The following is a 19,152-nucleotide window of genomic DNA, read 5'->3' as shown; positions in this document are numbered from 1 at the left end:
TTGGAGACCCCGTGACCTTCGTGCCCAGCCTCGTTCGCGTGCGGATCGAGACTGATGTTGAGAGCATCAGTCTTGGCCATCCACTTCTGGATGATTACCTCGCGTTCGTGGGTGCCGGGGCACGGCCCAACACCTGGTTGGCGGTCGCCTTCGATCTGAAGGTTTTCTTCTCGGTGATCGCCAAGGACTCCGTCGATGTCACGCCGGCTGATGTCTTCACGTTCTTGAAGGAGCAACGATCGCCGCGGCGTGGGGTGAAAGTCGTACGTCTGGAGGAGGGCGAGGGGGGGTTGTCGGCTCGCACTATGACGACTATCCAGCGTGAGCGGCCTCTTCGGTTACTTGATCGCCTGCGGCGATGCCGGAGTGACGGTAAATCCCGTTCCACGAGGGCTTGCCGCGCGTCGTCCGGGAAGGCGCCCTGGCGCTCGGGGCGTGCCGCTGATCAGGACGCCTCGCACCCTCCCGCGGGTGTGTTCACCAGTGGAGGTTGATGGGCTTCTCGCCGCACTGCGAACCCAGCGGGATCGGGCGATGGTCGAGGCCATGGTCCTTGGTGGTCTGCGGCGTTGCGAGGTCTTGGGACTGCGCCTTGAAGACCTCAAGATTGGCGAACGCCGAGTGTTCATTGCTGAGGGCAAGGGCGGCCATCAGCGCGTCGTCCCGGTGTCGTCTCGGTTCTTCGTGAGCGTAGGCCACTACCCCGAGGAGGAAGGCCCGAGGACCTCGACGACCAATCGGGTGTTCGTGGTCCTGAAGGGCCCCCGGCGTGGCCATGCTCTGTCTGCCGCCGGCCTCGACGAGATCGTCGATGGTGCCCGTCGTCGCGCCGGGATCGAGCGATTGACTGTCATCAACTTCGACACACCTGCCTTACCCGGCCGCGCGAAGCCGGGATGGCCCTCGAAGCGGTCCAGGCGCAGGCCGGCCACCGCTCGATCGAGTCGACCCGGATCTACCTTCATCTGGCCAACACATGGCTCGCCGCCGAGTACATGCAAGCGACTGCCGCGATCGATGCCCAAGCCGACGGGCTCGCCTAATGACATCGCCGCTGGTGCTTGGAAGCGGCTGCGAGAACGTGGAGCGGTGGTTCGGCTATCTCACCGACCAGAAGATCCGGCGAGGCGCCCACAAGAACGTCCAGTCCCTCGAAGCCGATATCGCCTCGTGGATCACGTCCTGGAGCGCCGACCCGAAGCCGTTCATCTGGAAGAAGTCCGCCGAGGAGATCTTGGATTCCCTCTCACGATATCTTCAACTTATTTCAGGCTCGGACACTAGGAGTCGCTTCCAGAGGTCGCGAGCAGCGCCAGCCCGTAGGCGACCGCGTAGCGGTGACCTAATCGGCCTGCGACATCGGCGCGACCCACAGCCACCCCGGGAAGGATGGGGCGCAGGAGACCGAGAAGCTCCTCGTCTCCGGCGACTCCCCCCACAAGCAGGACGTCTCGCCCCTGCTCGCCAAGGCTCCTCATCGCGCGGGCTAGGTTGTCCGCGAGCACGCGCTGCTTGAGGCGCAGCCGCAGCGATCGCCATGCGGCGGGGGCGAGCGACCCCCCGAAGGGCAACAGGCCGGCTGGACCGGCAGCGACCAACGAGCCGACAGCAGCCGGCGGCGCGGGATGGTCCAGGAAGGTTCGGACCCCGTCCTCAGCCAGCGCCACCTGGGGTGCTTCGAGGCGTGAGCATGGACCACGCTTGACCCAGTCGGCGGCCCCGCGCGGCAGGCGAAGGTACGTGGCGACCGCCGCGGTGAGCATTTCGCCCCCACCAGCCGCCACAATCTCGCGGCCGGCGCTCCCCATTATGTCGACGGTGCCTCCACCCAGGTCAGCGACGATGGAGCCCTGCCGGGCTCCCGGCGTGGTGAGCGCGCCCGCCCGGGCCGCCGCGGACTCGGCCCGAACCAGCCGCACTGGAACGTCCAGCTCTTGACCCAACACAACGTCGGGCATGGTCTTTAGGGGGCCGGATCTCAGCGCTGCCAGCACGACGGCTCGCGCGGTGGTCGAGTCGATCCGGGCCGACACCGAGGTGGCCACCTCACGCATCCCCACCACCCAGAGGTCGTCGACTTCCCACGCCTCGGTTCGGCTGAATCCGGGAGGGGTGCAGCGGCGCACGGAGCCGACCGGAAGTGACGCGATGAGCGTGGCGTCGAAGTCCTCCCGGCGGCCATGGTCACGCAGCTGGACCTCACCGGCCGGGGGTGAGGCTGGGCCCACCGGTTCCGCATGCACGCCAATCACCGCGCGGGAGGCGTCACCGAGTGCAGCAGCCAACCTGACCGCGTCCGGACGCTCAGCGTTGTCGAGCCCCAGAAGGGCAGAGAGTCGAATCGGGTCGACCAGTACCTGTAGGGCGTGCCCCGGCGGCCTCACTTCCAGGGCCACCCGTAGGGCCGCGGCTGCCTGATGGACATCGGCTTGGTCGACGACGGGCAGGGAGACGTTCAGTCGCGCCGCGACCAACACACCCTCGTCGTCGGCGAGTAGCAGGCCCCGCACGTCGCTCCCCGCCTTCGTCCAGGCATGGAAAGCTTCGACCGCGACCCGGAATCCCGATCCAGCCGGTACGAGCAAAATGACGGGTTGGTCCATCGACCGCGCCGAGCTGCCAGCCCAAACCGGTACTCCAACCGCGGTTCCGGTTCCCCCTGGGGTGTCCCCTTCTGCCCGGATGATCTCCAGCCGTCCGGTAGGCGGCGCCGGCTCTGGCACGCTCGCCGCGTGAGTCTCCACGGGGTGCTGGGGTGCCGCCGCGACCAGGTCGACAGATCGTCCGATGCGTCGCTCCAGCCGTCTCACGAGGCCCGCGGCCCCACGCAACGCCTCAACTGAGCCCTTGCTGCCCCGGGTCGGGGCGCGATCCCACGCCATCGGCTCGGGAGGCGTCAGCGCTGTGTCGACGACAACGACCTCGGTCGTGGTGTTGCCCACGTCGACCCCGGCAACGAACCTCACTGCTTCAGCAGACCACGGCGGGAGTAAACCTGCGCGGCTTCCCGGAACAGGGCCGCGTTGCGCACCGCACCTCGCTTTTCCAACTGACCCGCAAGGTCGGCCAGCTCCTCGGCCGTGGAGCGGTGCGGCCTCAGCGCCTCGTAGAGCGCCAAAACCTCGTCATCGGCCAAAGCGGTCAGCTCCGCAGCCCGGCGAAAGTTGCTCGCCAGTTGCGGGTTGGCGTGTGCCTCCGCCACCTGCGCTTGATGCTCCAGGGTCAAGGGGTGGATGCTCACGTCAGCCATCTCGACCGAACCCTCCCGGACCGAGTCCAAAGTGACGTCCGCGGGGTCACGACCCGAGGCGCCAAGAGCACTCACCGGTCCACCTCCAGTTCCTCAACACCACGATCAGGGTCGCTGCAACGGCGTTCGATGTCCACCAATGCGACGACCTTGGTGTGATACCTGGCCTCGATCGCCTCGTCGCTGTACGGGTTGCGGGTCGGCTCCGGCGTGGCACCCTTGGCGTGACGCCCCGCATTCACCCCGAGCCGGCGGTAAAGAGACGCGTCGACCGAGGGTGCCACGCTGTACAACTCGAGATTCGCCAGCGGTGGCAAGTCACGCCGGTGGATCAGTGCGGTTCCCTTGCCCTGCATCCCGATCCCGATCCCTGAGCCGGACAACCGCGCAGCAGTGAGCCCGATCAGACCAAGGTCGATGGTGCCGTTCACCCGGACGACCCGGCCGACGCACCCTTCCTCTTCCATGCCTGCCAGCAGCTCGCCCAGCGCCTCGACCACGGTCAGCCCCGACAGGGTGAGCCAGACCTCCCGGCCTACCGCCGGTGACACCCCGATCACCACCTCACGCGGGTCGGCTCCTTGCCCGGCCGTCCCGACAGCGCGCAGCGCGCCGGAGCGGTACCCCGCCTGTTCCACGAGCAAGTCATCGACTGACCGCTGCTGGCGCACGGCATCGATGTCAGCCTGCCGGTCAGCTGTGGGGAAGTATCCGGTGCCAGGCCCGGCATAGTCGTTCGGGTCGGTGACCAGAGACAGAACCCGAAACGACTCGTCGAAGATCGCCGCCGTCTGCAGGTAGTCGCCCGCGACTCGGGCCTTGAGCAGGGCCAGTATCCGGCCAGCCTCCTCCTCAAAACCGGTCTCATACAACGCGGTCACCACGTCAAGCATCGTCAGTCCGGTCTCGCGGATGATCCGTGCCGCGACCAGCGGGGTCATCAGGTCGGCCGCCGGCACGTCCTTAGAACCTGCGGCATCGACAGCCTGTGCCGCCCACTCGTCGGTGAAGTCCCCCAGGCCGAGGTGCCGGTAGACGGCGCGCACTGCCACTACCGCCCGGGTTCTGAGTCTGGCGACCTGCCGCTCACCAGCGGTCCGCAGACCGCCGTCGACACCCCAGTCGCGCTGTATCACCAGGAAGTCGTCGATGTCCTCTGCGTTCCACTGGCTCGGACCGAACATGTTGTCGTAGCGCTGAATCGAGCCGAACCCGCTGCACACGAAGTCAGAACCTGCCAGGAGGATCGGCAAGGTACGCGACGTGCGTCGGACATCAGACTCCGACATCAGCGCGTCGTTGCCGGTGCATGCCTCGAGATTGCGAGCCATTACCATGACGTTCTCGGCCATCAAGGAGCGGACGCCACCGGGCACCGAGCCCGCCACCGCTGCCGAGTCGATGCCGCCGTTCTGGACTCCCTGCGCGCCGATCGCACGGGCGAGCGCGACGCAACGCGCCTCAAGGTAGAACATCGACCGGCCCTCCGCAGCGCCCATCAAGGCCTCCGCGCCGCCCCCCGACGTCACCCGCATCTTGATCCCCCTGGATGCGTAGCCGGACGTCAGGAAGGCCTTCGACCAGGGCGTGTCGTCCCCATCGACGAAGACCTGCTCGGTGCCGTACAGCGAGACGGTCTCTGCGTAGGAAACCAGGCCCCGCATGCCCATCTCCAGTTCAGCGGCCTCCTCCACCGAGCACTGCACCAGCACACCGGGCGCACCCACAGCCGCCCCGATGGAGACCGCGACGGCGTTGGACGGCGCGTCACCCAGGACCGGCACTGTGGTCTCGATCTCGCGAAACCCGAATGCCGCCGCGGTCGCCGCGTCAGCAGCGAGCAGTAGCGGGTCGTCGGACCGGTTGGTCACGTGGGCCTGGTTGCTCGGCGTACGCCGGGCCCGTAGTTTCGTCATCGCCATGCCCAGCTCGACAGGGCGCAGCAGAGACAGGCCTCGGGCCAACTTTGCCGGGGTCATCCCAGCGGCAAGCCGTAGGACCTCCGCGCGAGGGGTCTGCGGGTCGACGACCATCCGGGCGAAGGCCACGTCGTCCAGGGCCATCGCTTCCGCGGCCACGTCGAGGTCAAGGCCGTGCCGGGCGATGAACTCGTCCAGGACGTCGAACGCGGCGGCGGGGCGGGAGTCCATCTCCACGACGGCGCCCTCTGGTCCCAGCACGAGTGAGGGCGCAGGGTCATCCGGGGAGTCGAACGCGATCAGGCCCAGGCGGGCATCTTCGACCGCCAACCCGTCAAGGTTCACCGGCTGGGCATCCATGAACCGGAACCGGCCGATGGGCTCCGGGCTAGGCGCGTTCACTGTGTGACCTCTGCGGCGTCGAAGACCTCGGCGGCCGCCTCAGCGCAGGCCAGGTCATGCTCGGCGGTGCCGCCGCTCACCCCAACCCCGGCCACCACCCTTTGGCCCGACCACAGCGGTATCCCCCCCGCGAAGCACACGAACCGGCCGTGGGAGGCCGACTGCATGCCGGCCAACGGGCCGCCGGGCATCACCAGCGGCGCGAGCTCGTGGGTGCGGGCACGGTGGGCGACCGCCGTGTACGCCTTGTCGGGCGCCAGCACGGGACCGGCGATCTCGGCACCGTCCATGCGCTCGAAGCAGACCAGGTGGCCACCGCCGTCGACCACCGCCACCGAGACAAGCGCGTCCAGGCTGGTGGCGGCTTCGACAGCCGCGGCGGCCATGCGCCGAGCGAGCCCCAGGTCCACCTCGGTGCGGGTCACCCTCGGCACATGCGCCGCCTCATCGAGTGGCCAGGTGTGCAGCAGCGGCGCGACGCAACCTGACATGCGCCCCGCGCATCGCTACCGCTTCGGGAAACACCGCCTTGGGCACCTTGGAGACCATCGTGTAGACGGTGTCGACCACGTTGGCAACCGGTGACAGGCAGGTCTGCGAGACCAGCTGATAGGCGTCGAGCTCGGACTGCCCGGTCAGCTCCGCGACCCAGCGGACCATCTGCACCTGGGCGATCCGGAAGGCGTCCTCCAACGGCTTGGTCGAGCCCGTGGTCATCAGGAACTCGTCGCTCTCAAGCCGCGGCCAAGGGGTACTCACACCCTTGACCAGATCAACGATCAGGACGGTGTCCATGGCGCACTCGACCGCCACGCCGCACGCCTCGCCCTCGCCCTGCCTGGCGTGCCCGTCCCCAAGGCTGAATAGTGCGCCGGGCACGTTCACGCCCAAGTAGCAGGTCACGCCAGCGCGCATCTCGGGAGTGTCCATGTTCCCGCCCCAGTCGCCGGGCGCCAGCGACGAACGCACCTCACCGAGCGCCGGCGCGACACCGACAGTGCCGTGCATCGGGTCCAGAGGAAGAGCGGCGGTGAATGACGTGTCCAACGCGGCGTAGCGGACCAGCCGGTCCGCGCGGTCGATCTCGTAGATCCAGGTGCGCTCGGCCAGGGCAGGGTGCAGCAGGGCCGTGGTGGCGCTGGCTGACAGCGAACCGAAGAAGGGCACCAAGGTGCTGACTCCCCATGCCTCCCTGGGTTCGATCGAGACGAAGTGCACGGCCAGGGTATCGCCGGGCTCAGCGCCCTCCACGAAGAAGGGGCCGGTCTGCGGGTTGATGAACCGCGGATCGCAGACCTCGCTGACGCGGTCGGCTGTAGAGCGGACCCGTCCGGCGAAGCAGTCGAGGGTGGAGGTCGAAAGGATCGTGCCGGGCGAGATGCTGGCCACCGGCTCGACGCCGCCGAACGCGTACACCAACCGGGCGGGATCCGGCTCGGGGTCGATGGCGTGGCTCAGCACGAATGGCTGCCTGAGCTGCTCACTCATTCATGCTCCGCTCGGGTCGGGGCGAGGTGTGGCGCCCGACTCGGCACCGCACCTCGCCCATCATGGGTTGCTGTCGCATCAGCCGCGCTCGGCGGACTCCTCGAGGACTGTCCGCCCGATCGCGTCGAACGTCTCGGGTCGGTTCGAGCGTAGCCAAAGTGCCGCGACGAGACCCAACACGAAGGTCGCTAAGGCGATCCACGGCATCGCCTTGAAGAAGAGTGACCCAGCAGCCGCCCCACCAGCGAAGGAGAGGTTGCTGAACAGCAGATAGACCACGAAGAGCATGCCCACGCCGCCCAGGCCCGGGATGATCGCGGTGGTCAGCAGGTTGCCCTGATGAACCTTCTTGACGTGGAAGTACCAGATGACCGCCACCGAGCAAATCATCATCACGATCAGGATGGCCATCGTGCCGAGCACGGCGAGCAACCCGTACTCGTAGATGTATCCGCCCTGGTTCGCGTCGCTGCCGTTGGGAGTGAGGATGTAGAAGCCGACGGTGAGGACGAGGGTGATCACCGACTGCACGATCGAGGAGATGTGCGGCGAGTGGTGCTTGCCATGGGTGGCACCCAGGCTCCGGCGCAGCCCGGGCACCTCCCGACCGATCGCGTACATGTACCGGGCCGCGGCATTGTGGAACGCGAGCGCGCACGCGAAGGAACCGGACACGACCAGGAACAGGTAGACGTAGGTGATCCAGCTTCCCCCGAGGTTGGCCTCGGCCAGGTCGGTGAACATCCCGATCGAGTTGTTCGCGGCCTGGTCAAGCGAGGCTTTGGCGCCGTTGCCGGCGATCACCATCCAGGACACGAAGGTGTAGAAGAGACCGAGCCCGACCACCGCGATCAGGGTGGCCTGAGGAACGATCTTCCTGGGGTTGCGGGACTCCTCGCCGTAGACGGCAGTCGTCTCGTAGCCCACCCATGACCAGAAGGCAAAGAACAGACCGATGGCCGCAGACCCGGCCGGCAAGGCGTCGGCGCCCAACTTGACCCCGAGCCCCCCACCTTCGGGCAGGCCCTTGAAGGCATTGACGGGGTTGAGGGAGGCCGCCATCAGTCCGTCTGGGCCGCCTCCCTTGAACAGCACCGAGAACGCCAGGGCAGCGAGCAGGACGACCTCGCACACCAGGAAGAACCCGAGCAGGGCCGCGGCGATGCTGATGTCGAAGTACCCGAACGCGCCGACCAGCAGAATGCCCACGACAGCGATCAGCAGCCAGTTCACGTCAACTGAGAACCACGTCTTGAGGGCGGTGTTGGTGAAGTAGGAGAAGATGCCGATGAGCGAGCCCTCGAAGACGATGTAGGCCATCGTGGCCAGCAGGCCGGTGGCCATTCCCCAGACCTGGCCGAGCCCGTGGCTGACGAAACCGTAGAAGGCCCCCGCGCTGGTGATGTGGCGGGCCATGGCGGCATATCCGACGGTGAACAGGGTCAGCACGACGGTGGCGACGAGGAAGCCCGCCGGGGCGGAGACCCCGTTGCCGTAGGCGGTCGCGATGGGCACATTGCCGGTCATCGCGGTGATCGGGGCCGCGTTTGCCAGCGCCATGAACAGCACCCCAAACAACCCGACCGCGCCGACCTTGAGGCGGTTGCTGCTCTCCGCCCTCGGGACCGGCGCGTTCTCGAACTGCTCAATCTTGAGATTGGCCACCTAGGAACCTCTTTTCAGTCTGCTGGACTTGACGAGGCGCGGCGTAGCGCGAAGGCGCATGACCCACGTCACACTGACGTGGGCATCGTGGCACTGCGGAACGCCGGACGCAAGACTTTGGTTCGACAAGTACTGGTTTCGACCAGACCATTGACAACATACGGTTCGACCAATGATGCTCGGGCCAGCGCAGCGCTCCTCCGCCCCGCAGTCAGGGCCCAACAGCGACAGGTGACCGATGCCCGAGTACGACCTGTTCCGCTTCGACTCCAAGGATGAGGTTCTTGCCAAGTCCAAGGAGTACTGGAACCCGGGCAAGACCCAGTTCTGGGTGGACTCCGGGATCGATCTGGTCATCGACCGGCGCGAGGGCTACCTGCTGTGGGACATGGACGGCCGGCGGCTCATCGACGTGCACCTCAACGGAGGCACCTACAACCTGGGCCACCGCAACCCCGAGGTGATGGCGGCGGTGAAGACCGCGATGGGCCACTTCGACATCGGCAACCACCATTTCCCGTCACTGGCGCGCACCGCGCTGGCGCAGGCTCTGATCGAGAGCGCGCCTCCGTCCTTGACCAAGGTGGCATATGCCACCGGTGGGGGAGAGGCGATCGACATCGCACTCAAGAGCGCGAGGCACGCCACCCAGAAGCGCAAGATCGTCTCGATCAACAAGGCGTACCACGGCCACACCGGTCTGGCCCTGGCCGCCGGAGACGACCGCTTCTCCAAGTTGTTCCTGGCCGACCAGCCTGAGGACTTCCCGCACGTGCCGTTCAACGATCTTGCCGCGATGGAGGATGCGCTGAAAGGGCGGGACGTCGCGGCGGTGATCATGGAGACCATCCCGGCGACCTACGGGTTCCCACTACCTGAGCCGGGCTACCTCGAAGCCGTCAAGAAGCTCTGTGAGAGGTATGACGCGCTGTACATCGCCGACGAGGTCCAGACTGGGCTGATGCGCACCGGCGAGGTGTGGGCGATCACCAAGCACGGCATCCAACCGGACATCATGGTGACCGGCAAGGGCCTGTCCGGCGGTGTCTACCCGATCGCAGCCGCCCTGCTGAGCGAACGCGCCGGGGCGTGGCTCAATGAGGACGGTTTCGGCCACATCTCCACCTTCGGCGGCGCAGAGCTCGGATGCATCGCCGCGCTCAAGACGCTGGAGATCACCCGCCGCCCTGAGGTCCGCTCGATGGTGCACTACATTTCCGACCTGATCGGCACCGGGCTTCGTCAGATCCAGGCCCAGCACCGCGACTGGTTCATCGGGATCCGCCAGCACGGCGTGGTGATGGGACTGGAGTTCAACCACCCCGAGGGCGCCAAGTACGTCATGCGCGAGCTCTACAATCTGGGGGTCTGGGCGATCTTCTCGACCCTCGACCCGCGGGTGTTGCAGTACAAGCCAGGGATCTTGATGACGCCGGCGTTGTGCGAGGAACTTCTCGACCGCACCACGTTGGGCATCGCCCGCGCCGAGTCTGCGGTCGGCAAGCCCGGACGGAGAGCCAGCTGATGAGCGAACAGAACACCGACGCCGCAATCGCGCAGGCGGGGCACATGCTCGAGCGCGCGACGTGGGCGTCAAGCGCCTTTGCAACGTACGATCGCGAGCACGTGATGCGTATCGTCACAGCGGTCGCCGACGCGGCGTACGAGAAGTCGCGTGAGTACGCCGAATGGGCGGTCAAGGAGACCGGATTCGGCGTGGTGGACCACAAGGTGATCAAGAACCAGGCCTGCTCCCGAGGCATCCTTGAGCAGTACCGGGACCAGGACTTCGTCACCCCGCGCCTCGACATCGCCCGCAAGATCGTCGAGGTCCCTCGCCCTGCCGGCGTCGTGCTCGCCCTGACGCCCTCGACCAATCCCGTTGCAACCGTCTACTTCAAGATCCTGCTGAGCCTGATGACCCGGAACGCGGTCGTCATCAGCCCGCACCCCCTGGCCAAGAAGTCTTGCGCTGACGCGGCACGGGTGCTCGGTGAGGCGGCGGTGCGCGCCGGCGCGCCGGACGGCATCATCCAGTATGTAGGCGAGCCGTCCGTACCCCTGATCGATGCGTTGATGTCCGACGCCAGGACCAACGTCATCCTGGCCACCGGCGGGGCCGCGGTCGTACGATCCGCCTACAGTTCGGGAAACCCCGCCATCGGGGTCGGCCCCGGCAACGTCCCCGTCTTCGTGGACGGGACGGCCGACGCCAAGGTCGCGGCCAAGCTCATCATTGACAGCAAGGCATTCGACAACTCCACCCTGTGCACCAATGAGTCGGTCCTCATCGTCGAAGACTCCATCGCCGACAAGCTCATTCGGGAGATGGAACGCTGCGGAGCGTATGTTCTCGATGCGGCGGGCGCGGCAGGCCTGCGCGACTTCATGTTCCCCTACGGGCGGCTCAACCTCGACGTGGTGGGCAAGGACGCCGCACTGATAGCCAAAGGGGCGGGGCTTCGCGTCGGACCACGCACCAAGGTGCTGGTGGCACCGTTCGACGTCGCCGTGCCCGAGGAGCCATTGACGCACGAGAAGCTCTCCCCAGTTCTGGGGATGATCCGGGTGCCCGACGCCCGTCGTGGCATCGAGACCGCGCGTGCGATCGTGCGCATCGCCGGTGCCGGTCACTCAGCAGCCATCCATTCAGAGGATCCGCAGACGATCATGGAGTTCACCGCCCGGGTGCCCGTGCTGCGGGTGGCGGTGAACGTCGGCAACAGCTTGGGAAGTTCGGGAATGGGCACCAACCTCGCGCCGACCATGACGATCGGGACCGGGTTCGCCGGCCGTAGTTCGGTCGGGGAGAACCTCGAACCCAAACACCTGCTGAACTGGGCGCGAATCGCGTACAACTCCGATCCGCGTTTCCCGATGGCCGACTTCTCCGGTCTCACCCCCTGGCGGGAGCACGGCACAGCCGTCCCGGCCTACCCGGTGGCGTCCAACGATGCCAGCGCGACCGGCGGCGTCGTCAAGGCGAGCGTGAACGGTGTCAACGCCGAAGACCGCATTGCGGCGCGGGTGGCGCGCACCATGGGCGGCAACGGAAATGGCAGCGACGAGCAGTTCCGGGCCGAGATCCGACGGCTCGTTGTCGAAGAACTCTCCCAACTCCTCAAGGGCTGACCAGTGGCAGAGCTACGTTCCTTCATCTTCATCGACCGGTTACAGCCGCAGACGATGTGCTACCTGGGGACCTGGGTCAAGGGTTCCCTGCCCCGAGCGAGCATGGCCGCACAGATCATCGAGGTCGCGCCCGGCATCGACATCGAGCCACTCACAGATGTGGCGCTCAAGCACGCCGAGGTCCAGGCCGGTGTCCTGGTGGTCGAGAGACAGTTCGGCTACCTGGAGTTCCATGGCGAGACCGGGGCGGTCAAAGCGGCCGCCGACGCCGTTTTGGATGACCTGGGGGTGACCCGGGACCAGGCGGTCAAGGCGACCATCTTGGCCAGCACAATCATCTCGAGCATTGACCCCCAGCACGCCTTCCTGATCAACCGCAACAAAATCGGGTCGATGGCCCTTCCTGGGGATTCGCTGTTCGTCCTCGAGGTCCAGCCGGCTTCGTACGCGATCCTTGCCACCAACGAGGCGGAGAAGGCGGCCGACATCAAGGTCGTCGACTACCGCATGATCGGTGCCACCGGCCGTGTGTATCTCGCGGGTAAGGAAGCAGACGTCCGGCAGGCCGCAGAGGCCGCGGAAAAGGCATTGCGGAGCCTGGCATGACCGAACTCGGTGGCGAGGGACTGCGGGCGTTGATCGCGGCCACGGTTCGAGAGGCTGTTGCCGAGATGGTCGCGACCTCAGTCCGGCAGGCTAGGTCGGACCCGCCGGCCTCCGCTTTTCTTATCAGGGCAGCCGCCGCGGTACCCATGGCCGCAACGGTCGATTCAACGGCGGCCGGCCGGACACGTCCAGGGGTCGCGCCGGGCACGGGGCGTGTCGAGAGCATCCGGATCGGCAGCGACGGGGATCTCGACGCGTTTGCCCGGCAGTTGCTGGAGCTGTTCGAAAACCCCAAGAACCGGCAGGACCTCAGGGCCGGGCGCTACCGGTTCACGCTTGCCCCGGGCCACACGCCTGCCGCCACGCCCGCGCCCGTTCGACGGATCGAGCGCGGAGCAGTCACGGAGCGATGCGTGGTGGCTGCGGGTGACGCCGGCGAGCGCCTCCTGTTGGCCCGCGGAGCAGTTCTGACACCCCTGGCGCGCGACAAGGCGCGATCGTTGGGCGTCCACGTTGAGAAGGAGCACTGATGCTACGAGGTGTCGTGACCGGGAACGTCTGGTCGACCCGGCGGATTGAGGGACTGCCCAGCGGGGCCTTCCTCGAGGTCGAGACGGAGGACTCGAAGACCACGCTAATCGCGTTCGACGTCCTCGGTACCGGGATCGGTGAGCGGGTACTGGTGGTCCAGGGATCGGTCGCCGCCGCGTGGTTCCCCGGGCCGCCACCTCCCGTGGACGCCCTCGTGATCGGTTCGATCGACCCCCTCCCGCCCGAGAAGATTCCGCGCTCGATCCGCTCCACGAAAGCCAACACTCCCCCCTCGGGCAGAGCCCGACCCTGACGTCTCGCGCACCATGTGCGAGCACAACCGCAAGGAGCAGCAATGGCAAGCAGTGCTATCGGCATGATCGAGACCAAGGGTTTTGTGGCAGCACTGGCGGCCGCCGACGCCATGGTCAAGGCCGCGAACGTGACCATCACCGACCGTCAGGAGGTCGGCGACGGGCTCGTTGCGGTCGTCATCTCTGGTGAGGTCGGAGCTGTCAAGGCCGCCACCGAGGCCGGTGCGGAGACCGCTGCACAGGTTGGCGAGCTCGTCAGCGTCTATGTCATCCCGCGCCCGCACCCCGATCTGGGCGCGCACTTCAACATCGCAGACAAGTAACCCGGCCCCGATCGACTGCACGTCCCACTCATCGGAGGTGGCCCTGTTGGCCAGCGAAAGCTTTCCCCGCACCGACCTGCGGGTCTACCTGCTCGTCCAGGACCTGCAGCAGCAGTTCGCGGCGTACATGGGGACCCCGACCAGGGCGCGCGGCTACCCGCCGTTCGAGAAAGACCACGCCCTGATCATCGAAGTGGCACCCGCCCTCGCCATTGAGCGGGTGATCGATCTGGCGTTGAAGGCGGTCCCGACCGTCGAAGCGGGCATCCTGTTCGTCGAGCGACAGTTCGGAGTCCTGGAGATCCACGCCCGAGACCTGACAGACGTGGAGCAGGCTGGCAAGGCCATCCTGGAGGGGATCGGGGCGTTCGCCCGCGACCAGTTGCGACCACGCGTCCTCTACCACGACATCATCGAGAACATCACTGATCAGCATGCAGTGATCCTGAACCGAAATCGCCAGGGATCCATGGTGATGCCAGCGGAGACGCTGCTGGTCTATGAGATGACTCCGGCGCTGTTCGCCGCGGTCGCGGCCAACGAGGCGGAACGCGCCGCACCGGGCGTCACGTTGGTCGATGTCCAGATGATCGGGGCAGCCGGGCGTCTGTACCTCAGTGGTCGGCTGGAGGATGTCGTGACGGCACGCGACCGGATCACCAAGGTCTTGAGCGAGGTTGAGGGTCGTGAGCACTGACAGGGGAGAGGAGATGAGCCGGACTCGGGACGAGGAGACCGCACGCGGCGACGATCAGGTTGCAGCCGTCGCCCTGAAGCAGTATGGCTTCTCCGATCAGTTGCAGTTCCGAATGATCAACCTGTCCGAGAACGCGACGTACCTCGTCGACGACCCCGGCACTGGGCGAAACGGCATCCTGCGGGTGCACCGTGAGGACTACCACCCGCTCCAGTCCATCCACTCCGAACTGGACTGGCTGACTGCCTTGCGAGAGCAGTCAGAGGTCTCGACCCCAGTTGTCATACCGGCGCCGGACGGTAGCCGAGTGGTGACAGCCACCGTCAACGGCGTGCAGCGCTACGCGGTGCTGTTCGAGGTCGTCAGCGGGTTGGAGCCCGACGAGATCGCACTGGACCTCGGGAGCTTCACGACGCTCGGCCGGCTCACCGCCCTCATACACCAGCACTCGCAGAGATGGACACGCCCCGACGGTTTCACCCGGTTCTCCTGGGACTGGGAGCACTCGTTGGGAGACAAACAGCGGTGGGGTCGGTGGCAGGACGGCATCGGTGTCGGTGCCGCTGAAACCCCGATCCTCGGCTCCGCAGCCGACCTAGTACGTCTGCGGCTGGCCGAGTACGGCGACGCAGCGGATCGGTTCGGCCTCGTGCACGCTGACCTGCGGCTCGCTAACCTGCTCATCGACGGGGACCAGGTCAACGTCATCGACTTCGACGACTGCGGCTTCTCTTGGTACCTTTACGACTTCGGCACGGCGGTCTCGTTCATCGAGGATGACCCTCGGCTGCCGCAGTGGCAGGCCGCCTGGCTCCACGGATACCGATCGATCGCCCCGTTGTCGGTAGAGGACGAGAATATGCTCGCAACGTTCGTCATGTTGCGGCGGCTCCTTCTGCTTGCGTGGATGGGTTCCCACTCCCACTCGCGCGAATGCCAGGTCAAGGGCCCCGGTTACACCGCCGCGTCGTGTGTCCTGGCCGAACGTTACGTAGCATCCGGTGGTAAATCGCTCAGCCGAGCCGTTCCGGCTTCTGGCTCTCCTCAGTGAGGTCTCCCATGTTCACATCAGTCGCTGGTCGCTCGGTCATCGTCACCGGCGGCAGCAAAGGCATCGGCAGAGGAATCGCGTCCGTCTTTGCCAAGGCTGGAGCCAATGTCCTGATCGTCGGACGTGACCAGGCCGGTCTCGATGCCGCCGCAGGCTCACTGTCTGGGCTTGGCGGTAGCGTATCCACGCATCGGGTCGACGTCAGTGACCGCGCGGCTTGCGACGACATGGCACGTGTCGCACTGCAACGCAACGGTGGCATCGACGTGCTGTGCGCGAATGCCGGAATCTTCCCTGCGGCGAGGCTGACCGATATGACACCTGAAGACCTTGAGACCGTCATGGCCACGAACTTCAAAGGCACCGTGTTCGCCGTCCAGGCGTGCCTTCCCGCGCTGGAGGCCTCGGGGCACGGACGAATCGTGGTCACCTCGTCCATCACCGGACCCATGACGGGGTTCCCCGGCTGGTCGCACTACGGCGCCAGCAAGGCCGCCCAGCTCGGGTTCATCCGCACGGCGGCAATCGAGCTCGCCCCGAAACGGATCACCATCAACGCAGTTCTCCCCGGCAACATCAAGACCGAGGGCCTCGACGACCTGGGCCAGAGCTACCTCGACCAGATGGCCGCGTCTGTTCCCCAGGGCAGACTTGGAGCGGTCGAGGATATCGGCAACGCCGCCCTCTTCTTTGCCACCGACGAGGCCGGTTACATCACGGGACAGTCTCTGGTCGTCGACGGCGGCCAAACTCTCCCCGAGTCCCTGATGGCCCTTGAGGCAATGTGATCGTGGATGCGTCGGCTGTCTCCTGCCGCGACGGTAGGGTTCGGCCACCACCAACAACGGGTCCGACCGAATTGATCGACCCCCCGCCCGTCCCTGGAGGCCATGATGGCAGTTGAGCACTCGGTGGCGGAGAAGTTGCGTCGCAAGATGCTCTCCGACATCGGGTCCGGAGCGCTGGAGCCCGGAGCCCGTCTTGGTACCGAACGAGAGCTGGCTGCGCAGTACGTTGTCAGCCGGGCCACGCTCCGCCAGGTGCTGGCTACCCTCGAGGATGCAGGCCTCGTCCGTCGGGTACCGGGGCGCGCGGGAGGCACCTTTGTCAGCCACGCCAAGGTGAACCGTGACCTCAGCCGCGTCGTCGGCGTGCCCGCCTACCTCGCTCGCCAGGGCTACGTCGCCGGAACCCGCATCCTGTCGACTCAGATGGCCGCGCCAGACCAGACCACCCGTACGGCATTGCGCCTGGAGCCCGACGCACTCGTTGTTGTCATCCGCAGGATCCGGTTGGCCGACGGGACACCCATCTCGCTGGATCACGCACAGTTTCCGGCGGACCGTTTTCCCGGGCTGCTCGAGATGCAGCTCGGCGGATCCATATACGAGCTGTTCGAGAGGGAGTTCTCCACGCTGCCGGCCGATGCGGAGGAACTCATCGAGGTCGTGAAGGCGACCGATGACGAGGCCGCCTTGCTCGCCGTGGAACCCGAGACCCCGCTATTGTCGATCACGAGAACGACCTTCGACCAGAACGACGTGCCATTCGAGTTCTCCTGCGACCTGTTTCGTGCGGACCGGACCCGCATCACAGTACGTACGCCGGGCCGCGGACTCAGCGGAAGCGCCCAACGCGGCGGCGGCTACGTCGAGCTGAGGGGAACTGGCTAGTGCGGTGATTCGACCAGACGATCCACCGTTCGCGGCTCCGCCGAGTCAGCGCGGCCCCGACCAGTCCGCTTCGACGTTCCCCGAGGAGATACCCATGCCAGTCCAGTCGTCCGATGTCAGCACCGCCAGCCACCCACTGGAGCCTCTGGGTGCGGAGGAGATCGGCCGAGCATCGGCCATCCTCCGTGAGCAACGCGATCTTGATCCCCGGGTCCGTTTCGTCTCGATCGCGCTGCAGGAGCCGCCCAAGCGTGAGGTGCTTGACTATTTCGGGCGAGAAACTGAGCTGCCTGAGCGAGCCGCCTTCGTGGTGCTCTACGACCGCGGGCATCGACAGACGGTTGAGGCAGTCGTGTCCCTCTCCTTGGGCGTCGTGACTTCCTGGCAGGTCCTCGAAGGTGTCCAGCCCAGCGTGATGCTGGAGGAATTCTTCAGCACCGAGGAGATCACCCGGGCCGACCCGCGATGGCAGGAGGCGATGCGGCGGCGGGGCGTCACCGACTACGCCCTGGCAATGATCGACCCCTGGGCCGCCGGCTACGACATCGAGGACCCGCTCGGCCGCCGTCTCATCCGGCCACTGACCTTCGTCCGCTCCCGAGAGGATGACAACGGCTACGCCCGTCCTGTCGAGGGGTTGGTCGTGCTGGTGGACCTGGACCTGATGGAGGTGATCGACGTCCGCGACCACGGCGTCGTGCCCTTTCCGAAGCAAGCCGGCAACTACGCGCCGGAGCTGATGCTCGACGACGACAACCGGCCGGCGCACGCCGCGCTCCGTGAGGACGTGCGACCGATCGAGATCACCCAGCCGGAGGGCCCGAGCTTCACCGTCGACGGGCACGCAGTGAGCTGGCAGAAGTGGCGACTGCGGGTGGGCTTTACCCCCCGGGAGGGGCTCGTCCTTCACCAGATCGGCTACACGGACCGGGGACGGCTGCGCCCGGTCATCTACCGGGCGTCGCTCTCGGAGATGTACATCCCCTATGGCGACCCGGCTCCGACGCACCGCATCAAGAACGTCTTCGACGAAGGCGAGTACGGGGTCGGGCTGCTGCTGAACCCGCTGCAGCTGGGCTGTGACTGCCTGGGCGAGATCCGCTACTTCGACGCCGTCGTCAACGACCAGGACGGGCAGCCGCGCACCATCCCGAACGCCATCTGCATGCACGAGGAGGACTTCGGCGTCGGCTGGAAGCACACCGACTTTCGGACCGAGAAGGTCGAGGTCCGCCGCTCTCGCCGACTGGTGATCTCCTGCTTCGCCACGGTCGGCAACTACGAGTACGGCTTCTTCTGGTATCTCTACACCGATGGCTCCATCCAGTTCGAGGTCAAGCTATCCGGCGTCATCTCCACCGGTGCCATCCCGGTCGGTGAGCAGCCGCGATTTGGCAACTTGGTGGCGCCCGGCCTCTACGGCCCCAACCACCAACACTTCTTCAATGTCCGACTGGACATGCAGGTCGACGGCGAGCGCAACTCCGTCTACGAGATCGACGCCGTCGCCCTACCGCCCGGCCCCGACAATCCCTACGGCAATGCGTGGGTGGCCAAGAAGACTTTGCTGGCCCGGGAGAGCGAGGCCCAGCGGCTGATAAACCCCTTCGTCGGCCGGACCTGGCAGATCGTCAACCCCTCCGCCCTCAACGAGCTCGGTCAACCCGCCGGATATAAGCTCGTGCCCGGTGAGAACGTCCTACCGCTGCAGCGGGAGGGCTCGCAGGCTTGGGACCGTGCGCAATTCGCCTACAAACATCTCTGGGTGACAGCATATGAGGCTGACCAGATGTACGCCGCCGGCGACTACCCCAACCAGAGCAACAAGCCGGGTGGCCTGCCGGAGTTCGTCAAGGCCGACCGTTTCCTCGACGACCAGGACGTCGTCATCTGGTACTCCTTCGGCGCCCACCACGTGGTCCGACCAGAGGACTGGCCGGTCATGCCGGTCAGCTATGCCGGTTTCCACCTCAAGCCGGTCAGCTTCTTCGACGGCAATCCCGCGCTGGACATGCCCCGCTCGACCCCCGCCTGCCACGCTGGCGGAGAAGAGGTCGGAGAGGGTGCCCGCGAACACGTCGCGGAGTGACCGTAGTCCCCT

At 66.4% G+C, this 19,152-nt stretch carries 17 protein-coding genes and 3 pseudogenes; 13 read left to right on the top strand and 7 right to left on the bottom strand.

All coding sequences use genetic code 11. The annotated features are described in order from the left end of the window. A pseudogene (locus ACLL9L_RS04245) lies at positions 1-494 on the top strand (hypothetical protein); the annotation flags it as partial. A 40-nt stretch (positions 495-534) separates the two neighbouring features. Beyond that, positions 535-1,043, top strand: a pseudogene (locus ACLL9L_RS04240) (tyrosine-type recombinase/integrase). Between the two features lie 237 nt (positions 1,044-1,280). Here the strand turns inward: ACLL9L_RS04240 and ACLL9L_RS04235 are convergent. The 7 genes and pseudogenes from ACLL9L_RS04235 to ACLL9L_RS04205 all read right to left on the bottom strand — a co-directional run bounded on the left by ACLL9L_RS04235 (position 1,281) and on the right by ACLL9L_RS04205 (position 8,724). Beyond that, positions 1,281-2,243 carry a diol dehydratase reactivase ATPase-like domain-containing protein gene (locus ACLL9L_RS04235; RefSeq protein ID WP_411283400.1) on the bottom strand — a complete coding sequence of 321 codons (963 nt, stop codon included), beginning with the start codon at positions 2,241-2,243 and terminating at the stop codon, positions 1,281-1,283. Positions 2,244-2,258: 15 nt separating this feature from the next. Further along, positions 2,259-2,882, bottom strand: a pseudogene (locus ACLL9L_RS04230) (hypothetical protein); the annotation flags it as partial. Positions 2,883-2,962: 80 nt separating this feature from the next. After that, entirely contained in the window at positions 2,963-3,325 is a 363-nt protein-coding gene (locus ACLL9L_RS04225) for a diol dehydratase small subunit (RefSeq protein WP_411283399.1), read from the bottom strand. Continuing rightward, positions 3,322-5,571 carry a propanediol/glycerol family dehydratase large subunit gene (locus ACLL9L_RS04220; protein ID WP_411283398.1) on the bottom strand — a complete coding sequence of 750 codons (2,250 nt, stop codon included), beginning with the start codon at positions 5,569-5,571 and terminating at the stop codon, positions 3,322-3,324. Before ACLL9L_RS04220 ends, ACLL9L_RS04225 begins: the two co-directional genes overlap by 4 nt. Beyond that, complete coding sequence (locus ACLL9L_RS04215) at positions 5,568-5,996, bottom strand: GlcG/HbpS family heme-binding protein (protein WP_411283397.1); 429 nt, start codon at positions 5,994-5,996, stop codon at positions 5,568-5,570. Before ACLL9L_RS04215 ends, ACLL9L_RS04220 begins: the two co-directional genes overlap by 4 nt. Before the next feature lie 19 nt (positions 5,997-6,015). Then, positions 6,016-7,059: an acetamidase/formamidase family protein gene (locus ACLL9L_RS04210; protein WP_411283396.1), complete on the bottom strand. Its 1,044-nt coding sequence runs from the start codon at positions 7,057-7,059 to the stop codon at positions 6,016-6,018. Positions 7,060-7,137: 78 nt separating this feature from the next. Next, positions 7,138-8,724 carry an APC family permease gene (locus tag ACLL9L_RS04205; RefSeq protein ID WP_411283395.1) on the bottom strand — a complete coding sequence of 529 codons (1,587 nt, stop codon included), beginning with the start codon at positions 8,722-8,724 and terminating at the stop codon, positions 7,138-7,140. 238 nt (positions 8,725-8,962) lie between these two features. On the opposite strand from ACLL9L_RS04205, the gene ACLL9L_RS04200 reads away from it, so the two are divergent. From ACLL9L_RS04200 to ACLL9L_RS04150, 11 genes are all read left to right on the top strand, one after another. Then, a complete protein-coding gene (locus ACLL9L_RS04200) occupies positions 8,963-10,249 on the top strand; it encodes an aspartate aminotransferase family protein (RefSeq protein ID WP_411283394.1) in 1,287 nt (428 codons plus the stop codon). Beyond that, the gene (locus tag ACLL9L_RS04195; RefSeq protein WP_411283393.1) at positions 10,249-11,856 is read left to right on the top strand and encodes an aldehyde dehydrogenase family protein; all 1,608 of its coding nucleotides are present in this window, start codon (positions 10,249-10,251) and stop codon (positions 11,854-11,856) included. Before ACLL9L_RS04200 ends, ACLL9L_RS04195 begins: the two co-directional genes overlap by 1 nt. 102 nt (positions 11,857-11,958) lie before the next feature. Next, positions 11,959-12,462 (top strand): BMC domain-containing protein, encoded by a 504-nt coding sequence (locus ACLL9L_RS04190; RefSeq protein ID WP_411283392.1) that lies wholly within the window; start codon positions 11,959-11,961, stop codon positions 12,460-12,462. Beyond that, positions 12,459-12,992 carry a hypothetical protein gene (locus tag ACLL9L_RS04185; protein WP_411283391.1) on the top strand — a complete coding sequence of 178 codons (534 nt, stop codon included), beginning with the start codon at positions 12,459-12,461 and terminating at the stop codon, positions 12,990-12,992. Before ACLL9L_RS04190 ends, ACLL9L_RS04185 begins: the two co-directional genes overlap by 4 nt. Beyond that, positions 12,992-13,306: a EutN/CcmL family microcompartment protein gene (locus ACLL9L_RS04180; protein ID WP_411283390.1), complete on the top strand. Its 315-nt coding sequence runs from the start codon at positions 12,992-12,994 to the stop codon at positions 13,304-13,306. Before ACLL9L_RS04185 ends, ACLL9L_RS04180 begins: the two co-directional genes overlap by 1 nt. A gap of 42 nt (positions 13,307-13,348) precedes the next feature. Then, on the top strand, positions 13,349-13,630 hold the full coding sequence (locus tag ACLL9L_RS04175; RefSeq protein ID WP_411283389.1) for a BMC domain-containing protein: 282 nt from the start codon (positions 13,349-13,351) through the stop codon (positions 13,628-13,630). A gap of 46 nt (positions 13,631-13,676) precedes the next feature. Continuing rightward, positions 13,677-14,327, top strand: coding sequence for a microcompartment protein (locus ACLL9L_RS04170; RefSeq protein WP_411283388.1), 651 nt, complete (start codon positions 13,677-13,679; stop codon positions 14,325-14,327). Continuing rightward, on the top strand, positions 14,317-15,378 hold the full coding sequence (locus ACLL9L_RS04165) for a phosphotransferase enzyme family protein (RefSeq protein ID WP_411283387.1): 1,062 nt from the start codon (positions 14,317-14,319) through the stop codon (positions 15,376-15,378). Before ACLL9L_RS04170 ends, ACLL9L_RS04165 begins: the two co-directional genes overlap by 11 nt. Before the next feature lie 8 nt (positions 15,379-15,386). Next, the gene (gene fabG / locus ACLL9L_RS04160) at positions 15,387-16,166 is read left to right on the top strand and encodes a 3-oxoacyl-ACP reductase FabG (protein ID WP_411283386.1); all 780 of its coding nucleotides are present in this window, start codon (positions 15,387-15,389) and stop codon (positions 16,164-16,166) included. Between the two features lie 102 nt (positions 16,167-16,268). After that, entirely contained in the window at positions 16,269-17,051 is a 783-nt protein-coding gene (locus tag ACLL9L_RS04155; protein WP_411283385.1) for a GntR family transcriptional regulator, read from the top strand. Positions 17,052-17,145: 94 nt separating this feature from the next. Further along, entirely contained in the window at positions 17,146-19,140 is a 1,995-nt protein-coding gene (locus ACLL9L_RS04150; protein ID WP_411283384.1) for a primary-amine oxidase, read from the top strand. Positions 19,141-19,152: the final 12 nt, after the last annotated feature.

The sequence above is a fragment of the Lapillicoccus sp. genome, from assembly GCF_046595215.1.
Lineage (GTDB): Bacteria > Actinomycetota > Actinomycetes > Actinomycetales > Dermatophilaceae > Lapillicoccus.
Note: the sequence above shows the minus strand (reverse complement) of the source record. Positions and strands in the feature narration are given on the sequence as shown.